The organism is Paenibacillus sp. S33, assembly GCF_053615415.1.
In genome coordinates this window covers 4,127,110-4,140,355 of record NZ_JBSIEZ010000001.1, presented here as the reverse complement: position 1 = coordinate 4,140,355, position 13,246 = coordinate 4,127,110, and the positions used below count along the sequence as shown (strand labels likewise).

The following is a 13,246-nucleotide window of genomic DNA, read 5'->3' as shown; positions in this document are numbered from 1 at the left end:
TTTGAAGTTACAGTAGGAGGAACTAAGTTGGACTACAAAGAATATATTCGGGTGATTTCCGATTTTCCACAACCAGGGATTAGTTTTAAGGACATTACGACCCTGATGAAAAATGGTGAACTGTACCGCAAGGCTATCAACGATATGAAGGAACTGGTATCGGATTTGAAAATTGATTTGATTGCAGGGCCAGAAGCACGTGGGTTCGTTGTTGGTGCTCCTTTGGCTTATGCTCTTGGTGTTGGTTTTATCCCCATCCGTAAAAGTGGCAAGCTCCCTGGGGAAACCATTGAGGAAGCATACGGTTTGGAGTATGGTAAAGATACACTGGCGATGCATAAGGATGCTATAGAGCCAGGCCAAAATGTTCTGATTGCTGATGACCTGCTTGCTACAGGTGGAACCATTGCTACATCCGTGAACTTGGTACGCCAGCTTGGTGGCAATGTGGCAGGGGCTGCTTTTCTTATCGAGCTGTCTGATCTAAACGGTCGGGCGAAACTGCCTGATGTAGATGTATTCACTCTGATTACGTATTAAGTATTTCGAAACCTGGGTTTCCCGGGAAATAATTATGAACGGATCGCCTAAATAGTCCGATGGAACATCTCTTTATCTAAAGAGTTGCTCCATCGGACTATTTTGTTTAGCAGTGTTTTAAGTTTGGGCTTTGTTTAATTGGTTCAAACCACCAGCCACTTTGTTGGAGATATTTAATAATTTTTTTAAAAAATTGTCGATGAAGAAAAAGAGTAGAGGTGGCCATAAGGAGCATAGAGGTCATGCTGATTTCAATCAGTTTTTTGTCCTTATTTTTTTGCTAAGCAGAAGCTAGATAAGGAAATAAGTCAAAAATGCTGCTCGTTGCATATCGAGGGTTAAAGCGGATATTGCAACTAACATGAAGGGGGCGCTCTGGAGAAGGATGAAGGATTATCTATTAAAAAAAGGCCGTGCATAAAAAACGCCGCTCCATGAGATATGGATCTTTACACGCTTGTCTATACAGTCTGAGCGTGTTGACCCATAACTAACATGGAGCGGCGTTTTAAAGTTGAAAAAAAGACATCAATCTGGTGTTTTCTCGGTTAAAGGTTCCTGCGATTTATCGTTGGACCAGCCGAGCACGTCAATCAGCTTAAAGAACAAGCTGAGGATGATGCCAATGATTGTAGCCAATGCCATACCTTTCAAGGTTACAGCGCCCCAAGTGAGCGTAGTACCGCTGATTCCGACAACAAGCACGATGGTCGCAAGCAGCATGTTGGTTGGCTTGGCGAAATCAACCTTTTGCTCAACGAAGATTCTTAGACCGGAGGCAGCGATGACACCGAATAATAGTAAGGATACGCCACCCATAACTGGAGCTGGAATATTAGAAACAATCGCTGAGAACGTGCCTGAGAAGGACAATAGGATGGCAATGACAGCCGCTCCGCCAATGACCCATACAGAGTACACTTTAGTTAATGCCATGACACCAATATTTTCACCATAAGTCGTATTAGGTGTAGAACCCACAAAACCGGAAATGACGGTGGAAATACCGTTACCTAGCAGAGAGCGATGGAGACCAGGATCTTTGGACAGTTCGCGCCCGACAATGTTGCTAGTCACAAGCAAGTGACCAATATGCTCTACGATGACGACCAGAGCAACAGGAAGAATCGTCAGCATAGCAGAGGTATTAAAAACGGGAGTGGTAATTGCAGGATGTCCGAAAAAAGGAGCGTCTGCAATGGCTTGTGTATTGACCATGCCCATAAAATAAGCAAGTACATAGCCCACTACGATACCAATCAGAATATGAATGATTTTGGCAAACCCGCGAAACAATACCGCACCTAGAACAGTGACCCCGAGTGTAACGAGCGAAAGAGTAATCGTTTTGGGATCTGGAGTCCAGGCCTTAGTAGGATCGGCATTGATAATGCCTGCCATACCTGCTGCAACCGGAACTAGTTCCAGACCGATTAAGGCTACGATGGAGCCCATAACAGCTGGAGGAAAAACGACGTCCAGCCAACGGGTTCCGGCATATTTGATCACCAGTGCGACGAGGCAGAAAATAATACCTGTAACGATGAAAGCACCGAGGGCCATAGCATAGCCGTTGCCGCCGGGATTGTTTTTAAGCACAAGACTGACGGGAGCGATAAAAGCGAAGCTGGAGCCGAGATAGGCGGGAATTTTGCCGCGGCAGATCCATATGTACAACAATGTGCCAATACCGTTCATTAGCAAAATCATGCCGGGATCGACGCCGAAAATATTCGGCACCAGCACAGTGCTGCCAAACATGGCAAACAAATGCTGTACGCTGAGCAGGAACCCAGGTCCTGCCGGTAGCTTTTCATTAACTTGAATTTCGCGTTGCAACGCAGTTCACTCCTTAGTTCTTTCAATTATTCTTATATACATTAATTACTTTTCGTAATTTTTTCAATATAATTCGTTTCATTTCGTCAACAATCCTGATTTTACTTACCATGTGTGACAGAATAATGCGACAATGCCAAACCTGTAATAGTTGACGTGTGACGTGCTAACCGTCATAATTGTAGGAAATCACTTTTAAAAGGGAACCTTTGCGCGACATTGATCGGCGGGTTCCATTTTGCATAGAAAGGACACGGAATAGAGCAGAATGGGGATAGAGCAATTACTTAAAAAGGCCGGGACCTATACCAGAGAAGCAGATCTTATCCGCATCAGGGACGCCTATGATTTTGCCGAGCAGGCCCATTCCGGCCAGACTCGTAAGTCCGGTGAACCTTATATTCTGCATCCGCTTGCGGTTGCTGATATCGTCGTTAATATGCAGATGGATACCATCTCCATTATCGCCGCTCTTTTACATGACGTTGTGGAGGATACAACGGTGTCTTTGGCGCAGATTCGCGAGCATTTTGGCGATACATGTGCGATGCTTGTCGATGGTCTGACGAAGCTGGAGCGTATTCAGTTCCGTTCCAAGGAAGAACAACAGAACGAAAATTATCGAAAAATGTTTATTGCTATGGCGCAGGACATTCGTGTCATCGTCATTAAGTTAGCAGATCGTCTGCATAACATGCGTACTTTGAAATATCAGTCAGAGGAAAGCCAGCGTCGGATTGCTTATGAAACGTTAGAGATTTTCTGTCCGGTTGCAAACCGACTGGGTATTTCAGCCATTAAATGGGAAATGGAAGATATTGCTTTACGCTATCTGAATCCCCAGCAGTATTATCGCATCGCCAATTTGATGCATAAAAAGCGGGCAGAGCGGGAGCAGTTTATTGATAATGTCATACAGCGTATCAGAGAAAAGCTGGAAGAGATGGGTATTCAGGCTGATCTGTCCGGACGCCCTAAACATATTTACAGTGTGTTTAAAAAAATGACGACGAAGAACAAGCAATTCAATGAAATATATGATTTGCTGGCGATTCGAATTATTGTGGATAACATTAAAGACTGTTACGCCACACTGGGGATTATCCATACGTTGTGGAAGCCGATGCCGGGGCGGTTTAAAGATTATATCGCTATGCCTAAGGCCAATATGTATCAGTCCCTTCATACGACAGTAGTAGGTCCCAACGGGGAGCCTACCGAGGTACAAATTCGCACAGTGGATATGCACCGTACCGCTGAATTCGGGATTGCGGCCCATTGGGCCTATAAAGAAGGCAACGGAGCAAACAACACTAACTTTGAGGATAAAATCACCTTTTTTCGAGAAATTCTGGAGCTGCAAAATGAAGCGAAGGATGCGTCGGAATTTGTGGAATCGCTCAAAATGGACTTTTTCTCAGACCTTGTGTTTGTGTTTACTCCTAAGGGAGAGGTCATTGAGTTGCCGGCCGGATCCGTTCCGCTGGACTTTGCTTTCCGTATTCATACCGAAGTTGGCAATCGAACGATTGGCTCTAAGGTAAATGGAAGAATCGTACCTTTGGATTATCGGCTTAAAACCGGTGATATTGTCGAAATTATGACGTCCAAGCATTCTTATGGACCTAGTCAGGACTGGCTCAAAATTGCTCAGTCCTCTCACGCGCGCAGTAAAATCAAACAATGGTTCAAGAAAGAAAAGCGTGAGGAGAATGTTGAAAAAGGCCGCGAAAGTCTGGAACGTGAACTGAGAAAACGTGATATCGAGCCATCGGTGTGGATGAGCGACGACAAGCTTCAGGAAGTGGCACAGAAGTTCTCTTTTAACGATTCCGAAGATATGCTGTCTGCGATTGGCTTTGGTGGTATAACCGCAGCGCAGGTCTGTACACGTTTGACAGAGAAGCTGCGTAAGGAACAAGAAGAGGCACGGTTGATCGAACTGACGACCGAGGTCAAGGAGTACAAGCCGCAGGGCGAACGGAAAAAAACACCGACCAACGGTGTCAGCGTCAGAGGCGTCGATAATTTACTCGTTCGTTTTGCACGATGTTGTAATCCCGTACCGGGAGATGACATCATTGGCTATGTAACACGTGGACGCGGCGTATCCGTTCACCGGACGGATTGCCCGAATATTCCTTCGGGTACGGGCGAAGACCAGGCACGTGTGATTGAAGTAGAGTGGGAAGAAGCAGCGGAAGTCAACTACAGTGTCGATATTGAGATTACGGGGCATGATCGCAACGGTTTGCTGAATGAAGTGCTTCAGGCCATTTCTGAGAACAAAACCAGCTTCTCGGCCGTTACAGGTCGTACAGATAAAAATAAAATGGCGATGATTCACATCACGATTCTCATTCGCAACACGGATCATTTGCATTCTGTAGTCGAACGGATCAAACGGGTGAAGGATGTATACACTGTGCATCGGATTATGCAATAACCTTATTAAGCGTACAGATAGGTTTATAACCTTTGTAACACATCTTGGGTAGAAAGACCCATGGGTTGCTAAAAGAGCCATAATACGGCTGTGAGCACCTTTTAAAAGGGAAGGTTAAAGGAGATATCGGATAGGCGATGAAGATCATTATTCAGCGCTGTAAAGACGCTCAGGTAACGGTATATCAAAAGGTGGTCGGCAAGATTGGAACCGGATTAATGCTGTTGGTTGGTATTGGTCAGGGAGATACAGCAGCTGATGCCGTTTATTTGGCGGATAAAACAGCAGGATTACGTATATTTGAGGATGCTGAAGGTAAAATGAATGACAGCGTTCTGGATGTCGGTGGAGCCATTTTGTCTGTCTCTCAATTTACGTTGTATGGTGACTGCCGTAAAGGAAGAAGGCCTAACTTTATGGGGGCGGCCAAACCTGAGGAAGCGGAAAAGCTGTATGATTTCTTCAACAGTCAGCTTCGAGCCAAGGGCCTGAAGGTCGAAACGGGAATTTTTGGGGCTATGATGGATGTTTCATTGACGAACTGGGGCCCAGTGACACTGATTTTGGATACCGAACGTTCGTAACTATACATTCACGGCGTGGTCTGAGTAGAATAAAATAGCTGTTCAGAGGGACCATAATGTCATCCCGATTGGTGATTAACCAGGCGGATAGCCTAAGGGTGACAGGAGAGACGAAGCTATGCGTCAAACCCCAAAAATGGACGGGCCTCGAAGCACTGTGCTGCTTTTTCCCGGTAGCATGCAGGAGGCAATCAGCCTTACTCGTAATGCTGATACGTTATTACAGCATGTTGCAGCAGCCATCGACAAGCCGGGACGCGGTGCCTTGCCACGCAGGTAACATCGGGTTAAATGTAGTATTAATGAGGTGCTACCCAAAAGTAGCACAAAGAGGCCAAAAATAAAATATGTAGCATTGAATTAGTGCAGGAGCCGAAAGGCTCCTCAGGCTGTCGAGAAAGTCTCGACAGCTTTTTTTATGTTCATTTTATTTAAGACGACACCGCGTTAATGTTATATAATATAGGTAACTATTGTAGAACGGACGGTGTTGATATGCTGCGACCTCATCAAGACAAACAACAATCTTTTGAATTGGTTTCTCTGGAAGAACTGGTACCACAAGATCATCTGCTTCGTAAAGTGGATACATATATAGACTTCTCCTTTATTCATGAGAAGGTAAGCCCGCTGTATTGTGCGGACAACGGGCGTCCTGCCATTGATCCTACCGTGTTGTTTAAAATGATCTTTCTCGGTTATTTCTATGGCATTCGCTCAGAACGGCAACTCGAGCGTGAAATTCAGACGAACCTGGCTTATCGCTGGTTCCTGGGGCTGGGTTTAACGGATAAAGTTCCAGACCATACGACGATTAGCTGGAATCGTCGCACTCGCTTTAAAGACACCACGATCTTTCAAGATATCTTCGATGAAATTGTGCTGCAGGCGATCTCTCACCGAATGGTGGGTGGGCGTGTTCTCGTTACCGATTCCACACACGTCAAAGCCAATGCTAACAGGCACCAGTACACCAAAGAACAAGTGTTGCAGAATACCAAAGACTATATGGACGAGCTTAACGAAGCAGTGAAGGAGGACCGGAAAAACCACGAAAAAAAGCCTTGAAATCCCGAGAGGAAGTGAACGAAGAAAAAGAAATTAAAGTGAGCAAAACAGACCCGGACAGCGGCTATATGATCCGTGATGGCAAGCCTGAAGGCTTCTTCTATCTGGACCACCGCACAGTGGATATGAAGTACAATCTGATTACGGATGTGCATGTGACGCCGGGGAATGTACATGATTCTGTCCCCTATTTGTCCCGTTTGGATCGACAAAGAGAACGCTTTGGTTTTCAAGTAGAAGCTGTTGCGCTAGATTCAGGTTATTTAACGACGCCGATTTGCCGAGGTTTGCAAAACCGAAAGATTTTTGCCGTGATTGCTCACCGAAGATTCCATCCCAGACAAGGGCTGTTTCCGAAATGGAAGTTTGAATACGATGCCAAACGCAATGTGTATAGATGCCCAGCCCAACAGGAACTGCCCTACCGAACGACGGACCGTAAGGGATACCGGCAGTATGCCTCTGACCCAGCTCAGTGCCAGCATTGCCCACTGCTAGACCAGTGTACCCAGTCTCGAAACCACCGCAAAGTGGTGACTCGGCATGTCTGGGAAGACAGCAAAGAGTGGGTACGGAGCAACCGGCTAAGCCCATCCGGGAAACGGCTGTACCGCAAACGAAAAGAGACGATTGAGCGAAGCTTCGCGGATGCCAAAGAGCTCCATGGGTTTCGCTATTGCCGTTTGCGCGGTCTACCAAACGTCAGGGAACAAGCCCTTATGACGGCAGCCGTGCAGAACATGAAGAAGATGGCGATCCACCTGGATCGCCTGGAGAAACAGGGGTAACCCCCTATTTCTCCAGAGACCAGAGCCTTATGATGTAAAGAAAAAGAAACCCACGTCTCAAAAGACGGGGTTTCTCGACAATCTGAGGAGCCGAAAGGCTCCTTTTTCTTTTCCGCCGCTGCGATTGTTATAAAAACAGATCAAGCGGGTAATAACAAATCGTGGTAGACAAACAAACTTAATTTTAACTTGTTTCGAGGATAACCGGAAAGGAGATCTGAACATTAATGAGTAAAATTGCATTTTTATTAGCTGACCAATTTGAAGATTCTGAAATGAAGGTACCTTATGATGAATTAAAAAAGGCTGGACATGAGGCAGATATTGTTGGGCTGAAGCAAGGTGAGAAAGTGAGCGGTAAGCAAGGTAAAGCAAGCTACACTATTGAAAAAGCCATTGCAGATGTGAAATCAAGTGACTATGATGCAGTTGTTATTCCCGGCGGATCCTCCCCGGAAAATCTGCGATTGGATGCACATGTTCTGAAATTTGTGACTGAAATTAACGAGGCCAAAAAAACGATTGGCGCTATCTGTCACGGGCCACAAATTTTGGCGAGTGCCGATTTGTTACAAGGCCGGACGATTACTGCTTATCCTCCGTTGAAAGATGACTTGATTAATGCGGGTGCTCATTTTGAGGATCGAGAGGCGGTTGTGGACGGTAACTTTATTACGTCTCGGACCCCTAAGGATGAGCCTGCCTTTGTGCGTGAGTTATTAAAAGCGTTGTAATTTGAACGTGAATATTTCCTTAGATTAATGCCAGTACAATTCCCAAACGAGGAGGATTTGATATGGCAAAACAGATTCAGGCTTATTTTCGCACAGAAGATGAAGCTGAGGGTGCCAGAGCCTCGCTTCAAGCTTATAGAACTGAACATTTGGAAGTAGGTGCTTTGGATGATGCGCTCGGTCGGGAGACGAGAGTTTTAATTCCGCTGGTCCCCTATAACAATACAGGTTCTGTGAGCACAGGAGGCTCTGCAGGTGCGGCAATCCCTGCGGCGGGTGCTTATGGCGAGAATATTCTACCAGATGCGAAGGATGACCAGATTAACTCTGGCTCAGCCCAAAGGGATCTGAATGAAGATCGGGGTGGAACAACGAATCATGACGGAGGGTTGCTCCGTGCGACAGATGTGTATATTAACGGTGATCAAGATGAATTACGGTATGTATTATCAGCAAAGGTGAATGATGCCGATTATGATGAGGTCATTTATAAGCTACGTTCCAATCGTGGATATGTATCGAAGTTGAATTAAAGCTGAGAGCGCGACACAAGAGATTGTCGATACTTGAGAAATTCAGCTACAAAAGAGTGACTGTAATACAATTGTAATATTCGAAACATCATTCCTTAATATTCGTTGTTTATAATAACAGCATGACCCCCTTTTGATATATCTTTTTGAACCTGCGGACCGTTTCCGCAGGTTTTTTCTTTTTATAAGCCTTATTTGTCCGATTATAGGGAGAATGTCTTGACTTTGTCGAAGCGGTTCATTAAAATCATAAAATAATGAAAAATGATTTGATGACGGGACCAAGTACTCCGAACCCACAAGCGCAGAGAGGAATTTCCAGGCTGTAAAAATTCCCTTGATGAACGGATGAATGACCTCCCCGAGAACAGGCGGCGAACAATTGAGGAAACCCTACTGAAAGTACATTGCAACTGTGCCGACAGTGGATGGTCCTGCATAATAGCCGTACTGCGCGTTACGGGCGTTATACGTATGAGCGGAGTCAGTATAATGCTGACGGGCAATGAGTGATTCTTATGCTGGTTGTCTGGGTAAACTCCGGAATGTGGGTGGTACCACGGGTGATTTGTAAACGACAATCCCTCGTCCCTGTTAATGTTAACAGGACGAGGGATTTTTTGTTTTATTTGAAAGTGGAGCAAGAAGAAAGCGCACAATACGAAATACAACGATGGGGGGATACGTTAATGGCCTTTCAAAAACCGACGGGAACACAGGATTTGCTGCCGGGCAGTGTAGAAAAATGGCAAGTTGTCGAGGAAAAAGCCCGTGAGATTAGCCGCCGCTTTAATTACCGAGAGATTCGTACGCCCATGTTCGAACAAACGAATTTGTTCGTTCGAGGTGTGGGTGAAACGACGGATGTGGTGGAAAAAGAAATGTATACTTTTGAGGATAAAGGGAAGCGCAGCATGACTTTGCGTCCGGAAGGAACAGCAGGGGTTGTCCGCTCCTATGTGGAGAACAAACTATACGGGGAGCCGGATGTAACTAAGCTGTATTATATCGGCCCGATGTTCCGGTATGAGCGTCCACAGGCTGGGCGTCAGCGCCAGTTTCACCAATTTGGAATTGAAGCATTTGGTGCGGTCGATCCTGCGTTGGATGCAGAAGTTATTGCTTTTGGGTATCAATTCTGCCGTGAACTGGGCTTGAAAGGAGTACAGGTGGAGATTAACTCCGTCGGTAATGCAGCCAGCCGGGCAGCTTATCGACAGCATCTGGTAGACTTCTTGATGCCAATTAAGGATACGTTGACCAAGGAGAGCCAAGCACGCATTGAGCGTAATCCGCTACGAGTGCTGGATAGCAAAGATGACCAGGACAAATTTGGAGGTGCACCTTCGATTTTGGATAGCTTGGACGAGGAATCCCGCACACACTTTGAGAAAGTGAAGCAAAATTTGGATGCCATGGGCGTGGAATATACAGTTAACCCTCGCTTGGTACGGGGGCTGGATTATTATACGTTGACAGCGTTCGAATTCAAAGCCGAAGGAATTGGTGCCATAGACACGATCGGTGGAGGCGGCCGCTACAACGGATTGGTTGGGGATCTGGGCGGACCGGATCAGCCGGGCATTGGTTTTGGCATTGGACTGGAGCGAATTCAGCTGATCTTGGAGCATCAAGGTGTCAAACTGAACGAAGCCAAGCCGTTAGATATCTATATGGTAGCGTTGGGAGAAGCAGCAGAAACGGAAGTAACTAAACAACTATTCAAGTTGCGTCAAGCCGGATTTTCCGCAGAACGAGATTATCTGGGGCGTAAAATGAAGGCGCAGATGAAATCAGCCGATCGCTTTAAAGCAAGGTATACTGCGATTCTGGGTGAGGATGAGCTGGTTCAGGGTGAAATTGCACTGAAAAACATGGAAACCGGCGAGCAGCGTACCGTTAAGCTGGATCAGCTGGTGGAAGAATTAGGATAAACAAAATAATGTAACATCAGTCAGGGGAAGTTTCCCTCTGGCTGTCATATAGCATTAACTACTAAACATAAACAGGAGTGTGTATTATGAAAAGGAGTCATCAATGCGGCGCATTGACTCATGCGCATATCGGAGAAACAGTTACATTGAACGGTTGGGTACAAACTCGTCGTGATTTGGGGGGCGTACTTTTTATAGACCTACGTGACCGTAGCGGAATTGTACAAATCGTGTTTAATCCGGCATATTCCGGTGACGCACTGCAAATTGCGGATCGTGTCCGTAGTGAATACGTGCTTGAGGTTACCGGTACTATTGTTAAGCGTGATGCAGAAACGATTAACCCGAACCTGCCTACAGGTGAAATTGAGGTACGCGTCACTGAAATCGAAGTATTGAATGCATCTAAAACACCTCCGTTCTTCATTGAAAATGGTGTAGAAGTGGACGAGTCTCTGCGTTTAAAATACCGTTATTTGGACCTGCGTCGTCCGGAAATGTACCAGACCTTGAAACTGCGCTCTAAAGCAGCAAAAATATTCCGTGACTTCCTGGACGGAGAAGAGTTCGTCGAGGTGGAAACACCAATTTTGACGAAAAGCTCCCCAGAGGGCGCACGTGATTATCTGGTACCTAGCCGGGTGCATGAGGGTGAGTTTTTCGCCTTGCCGCAATCGCCACAACTGTACAAGCAATTGCTGATGGTGGGTGGCCTGGAGCGCTACTACCAAATTGCACGTTGTTTCCGTGATGAAGACTTGCGTGCTGACCGCCAGCCTGAATTTACGCAGGTCGATATTGAGACCTCCTTTATGCAACAGGATGACTTGCTGCCAATGATGGAGCGTCTTATGGTGAAATTGTTCAAAGAAACCGTTGGGGTAGAACTGGAAACACCGTTCCAACGGATTACACATGCAGAGGCAATGGACAAGTATGGTTCTGACAAGCCTGACCTGCGTTTTGGTCTTGAGCTGATAAATGTTAATGATATCGTGGCGACCAGTGGTGTGAAAGTATTTGCTTCCGTAATTGAAAAGGGTGGCGAAGTTAAAGTCCTTAATGCCAAAGGATGTGGCACGTGGAGCCGTAAGGACATTGATGACCTGGGTCCTTTTGCAGCGCGTTATGGAGCAAAGGGCTTGGCTTGGATTCAAGTGAAAGAAGGCGAATTCAAGGGGCCTATCGTTAAATTCTTCACACCGGAAGAAATCGAAGCATTGAAGGAGCGCACAGGAGCCGAAGAAGGCGATCTGTTACTATTCTCTGCGGATAATAAAAAGGTAGTTGCTGATGTATTGGGCGCACTTCGTCTGAAAATTGGCCGTCATTTGGGACTGATCGACGATAACAAATTCAAATTTGCCTGGGTTGTAGACTTCCCGCTTCTGGGCTATGACGAAGAACAAAAACGTTATGTAGCGGAGCACCATCCGTTCACTCGTCCGAAGGAAGAAGACCTGGCCCTTTTGGACACAGATCCAGGTCAAGTTCGTGCTCAGGCCTATGATATCGTGCTGAACGGCTACGAAGTGGGTGGTGGCTCGATGCGGATTTTCAAACGTGAAGTTCAGGAAAAAATGTTCAAAGCGCTCAACCTGCCGCCTGAAGAAGTGAAGGATAAATTCGGTTACCTGCTGGATGCATTTGAATATGGTACGCCTCCACATGGTGGTATTGCCTTCGGTTTTGACCGCCTTGTGATGCTGCTTGCAGGTCGTACAAATCTGCGTGAAACTATTGCATTCCCGAAAACAGCCAGCGCGACAGACCTGCTTATGGATGCACCAGCCGAAGTGGATCAAGCTCAATTGGATCAGCTTCATATTCGTCTTGCTCCGAAGCCTGTTGCGCCTAAAGCTTAAGACGAACATTTGGCTTAGCAAGTGCCATCCATTGGCATGAGATAGCTTATAGAATGCCATGAACCCGTTACCCTCATATGGATAATGGGTTCGTGGTTTGTATGCTGGAGTTCAGGCATAGAGTTTAAATCAGTGAGGGAGGATATACCATATTGTTGCATCAATTTTCACGAACGGAACTGGCCATTGGAACTGAAGGTCTAGAGGTTATGAAAAATAGCACGGTGGCCGTGCTGGGTATTGGCGGTGTCGGTTCGATTGCAGTGGAAGCACTGGCGCGCACGGGTGTTGGACGCATCATTTTGATTGATAAAGATGTTGTAGATATCACCAATATTAATCGCCAGATTCATGCGTTGACAACGACGGTAGGTCAAAAAAAGGCTGATCTGATGGTAGAGCGTGTGAAGCTGATTAATCCTGAATGTGAAGCGATTGCACTGAACATGTTTTATACAGAAGAAACATATGAGGAACTGTTCAAGTACGAATTGGATTATGTGCTGGATGCTTCGGATACGATTATATATAAAATTCATTTGATTAAGGAATGCCTGAAACGGGGGATTCCGATGATCTCCAGTATGGGCGCTGCGAATAAAATGGATCCAAGTCGTTTTCAAGTTGCGGATATTTCCCAGACGAGAATGGACCCGATTGCCCGTGTCATCCGTACCAAGTTGCGCAAGGAAGGCATTACCAAAGGCGTCAAAGTTGTGTTCTCCGATGAGGAACCGATGAAGCCACGTGAAGAAATTACAAAAAAAATTGTACCTGCAAACGCGCCTGAAATTCGGAAGGCGAAGCAGCCGCCTGCAAGCAATGCATTTGTACCTCCTGTAGCAGGACTGATCATGGTTAGTGTAGCCGTGAAGGATTTGTTAGAACACGCTGGTGTGTAAGTTGCAAAAATAG

General features: G+C 46.1%; 11 protein-coding genes. 10 read left to right on the top strand and 1 reads right to left on the bottom strand.

Annotated elements, in window-relative coordinates; all coding sequences use genetic code 11:
* The first annotated feature begins 27 nt into the window (after positions 1–27).
* Complete coding sequence (locus ACWGXJ_RS18775) at positions 28–540, top strand: adenine phosphoribosyltransferase (RefSeq protein ID WP_023989926.1); 513 nt, start codon at positions 28–30, stop codon at positions 538–540.
* 528 nt (positions 541–1,068) lie between these two features.
* Here ACWGXJ_RS18775 and uraA read toward each other — a convergent pair.
* A complete protein-coding gene (gene uraA / locus ACWGXJ_RS18770; protein ID WP_061829372.1) occupies positions 1,069–2,379 on the bottom strand; it encodes a uracil permease in 1,311 nt (436 codons plus the stop codon).
* Positions 2,380–2,647: 268 nt separating this feature from the next.
* Between uraA and ACWGXJ_RS18765 the strand changes: the two genes are divergently transcribed.
* The 9 genes from ACWGXJ_RS18765 (at position 2,648) to ACWGXJ_RS18725 (ending at position 13,233) form a co-directional block, all read left to right on the top strand.
* Positions 2,648–4,825 (top strand): RelA/SpoT family protein, encoded by a 2,178-nt coding sequence (locus ACWGXJ_RS18765; RefSeq protein ID WP_452567379.1) that lies wholly within the window; start codon positions 2,648–2,650, stop codon positions 4,823–4,825.
* 137 nt (positions 4,826–4,962) lie between these two features.
* Complete coding sequence (gene dtd, locus ACWGXJ_RS18760) at positions 4,963–5,409, top strand: D-aminoacyl-tRNA deacylase (protein WP_452567378.1); 447 nt, start codon at positions 4,963–4,965, stop codon at positions 5,407–5,409.
* 118 nt (positions 5,410–5,527) lie between these two features.
* A complete protein-coding gene (locus tag ACWGXJ_RS18755) occupies positions 5,528–5,689 on the top strand; it encodes a hypothetical protein (protein ID WP_165178728.1) in 162 nt (53 codons plus the stop codon).
* A 215-nt stretch (positions 5,690–5,904) separates the two neighbouring features.
* Positions 5,905–7,265, top strand: a protein-coding gene (locus ACWGXJ_RS18750; protein ID WP_452567247.1) for an IS1182 family transposase whose coding sequence is annotated in 2 segments (ribosomal slippage) — positions 5,905–6,463 and positions 6,463–7,265 — 1,362 coding nt in all. Because the reading frame shifts where the segments join, the coding sequence is not laid out codon by codon here.
* A gap of 227 nt (positions 7,266–7,492) precedes the next feature.
* The gene (locus ACWGXJ_RS18745) at positions 7,493–7,999 is read left to right on the top strand and encodes a type 1 glutamine amidotransferase domain-containing protein (RefSeq protein ID WP_103049309.1); all 507 of its coding nucleotides are present in this window, start codon (positions 7,493–7,495) and stop codon (positions 7,997–7,999) included.
* A gap of 62 nt (positions 8,000–8,061) precedes the next feature.
* Positions 8,062–8,532, top strand: a complete 471-nt coding sequence (locus tag ACWGXJ_RS18740) for a hypothetical protein (protein ID WP_452567377.1) — start codon at positions 8,062–8,064, stop codon at positions 8,530–8,532.
* Between the two features lie 689 nt (positions 8,533–9,221).
* Positions 9,222–10,466: a histidine--tRNA ligase gene (hisS, locus tag ACWGXJ_RS18735; protein WP_023989920.1), complete on the top strand. Its 1,245-nt coding sequence runs from the start codon at positions 9,222–9,224 to the stop codon at positions 10,464–10,466.
* A gap of 86 nt (positions 10,467–10,552) precedes the next feature.
* A complete protein-coding gene (aspS, locus tag ACWGXJ_RS18730; protein ID WP_061829369.1) occupies positions 10,553–12,331 on the top strand; it encodes an aspartate--tRNA ligase in 1,779 nt (592 codons plus the stop codon).
* Positions 12,332–12,483: 152 nt separating this feature from the next.
* Positions 12,484–13,233 carry a tRNA threonylcarbamoyladenosine dehydratase gene (locus ACWGXJ_RS18725; RefSeq protein WP_013311554.1) on the top strand — a complete coding sequence of 250 codons (750 nt, stop codon included), beginning with the start codon at positions 12,484–12,486 and terminating at the stop codon, positions 13,231–13,233.
* The last annotated feature ends 13 nt before the right edge of the window (positions 13,234–13,246 follow it).

What these genes read in the sequence shown, in the direction of transcription:
- ACWGXJ_RS18765 (WP_452567379.1), top strand. Translation starts at nt 2,648, where the DNA reads ATGGGGATAGAGCAATTACTTAAAAAGGCCGGGACCTATACCAGAGAA.
- ACWGXJ_RS18745 (WP_103049309.1), top strand. Translation starts at nt 7,493, where the DNA reads ATGAGTAAAATTGCATTTTTATTAGCTGACCAATTTGAAGATTCTGAA.
- hisS (WP_023989920.1), top strand. Translation starts at nt 9,222, where the DNA reads ATGGCCTTTCAAAAACCGACGGGAACACAGGATTTGCTGCCGGGCAGT.
- ACWGXJ_RS18755 (WP_165178728.1), top strand. Translation starts at nt 5,528, where the DNA reads ATGCGTCAAACCCCAAAAATGGACGGGCCTCGAAGCACTGTGCTGCTT.
- ACWGXJ_RS18740 (WP_452567377.1), top strand. Translation starts at nt 8,062, where the DNA reads ATGGCAAAACAGATTCAGGCTTATTTTCGCACAGAAGATGAAGCTGAG.
- aspS (WP_061829369.1), top strand. Translation starts at nt 10,553, where the DNA reads ATGAAAAGGAGTCATCAATGCGGCGCATTGACTCATGCGCATATCGGA.
- dtd (WP_452567378.1), top strand. Translation starts at nt 4,963, where the DNA reads ATGAAGATCATTATTCAGCGCTGTAAAGACGCTCAGGTAACGGTATAT.